Source organism: Amycolatopsis sp. SID8362, assembly GCF_010550475.1.
Lineage (GTDB): Bacteria > Actinomycetota > Actinomycetes > Mycobacteriales > Pseudonocardiaceae > Amycolatopsis > Amycolatopsis eburnea.
Window position 1 is genome coordinate 1 of sequence record NZ_JAAGNB010001712.1, and the last position, 232, is coordinate 232.

The following is a 232-nucleotide window of genomic DNA, read 5'->3' on the forward strand; positions in this document are numbered from 1 at the left end:
TCGTGCTGCTGACGTCCGTGCGGTTCGCCGGGCGGCACCTGGCCGGGTGGGCGCTGACCTGGACGGCGTTCCGCCTCCGGCGCCACGACACCCGCCGCGACAGCCCGGATCCGCTGCTGTCGGTGGCCGGGCCGGTGAAGGTCCGCCAGCACGTCGACCGCGCGGGCAACCGCTTCGGCGTCGCGGAGGTCGACGGCGGCTGGAGCGCGCTGGTCCGGCTGACGCCGGGAAC

At 76.7% G+C, this 232-nt stretch carries 1 pseudogene; it reads left to right on the plus strand.

Features of this window, described 5'->3' with window-relative positions:
- Positions 1–232, plus strand: a pseudogene (locus G3I65_RS52110) (type VII secretion protein EccE); the annotation flags it as partial.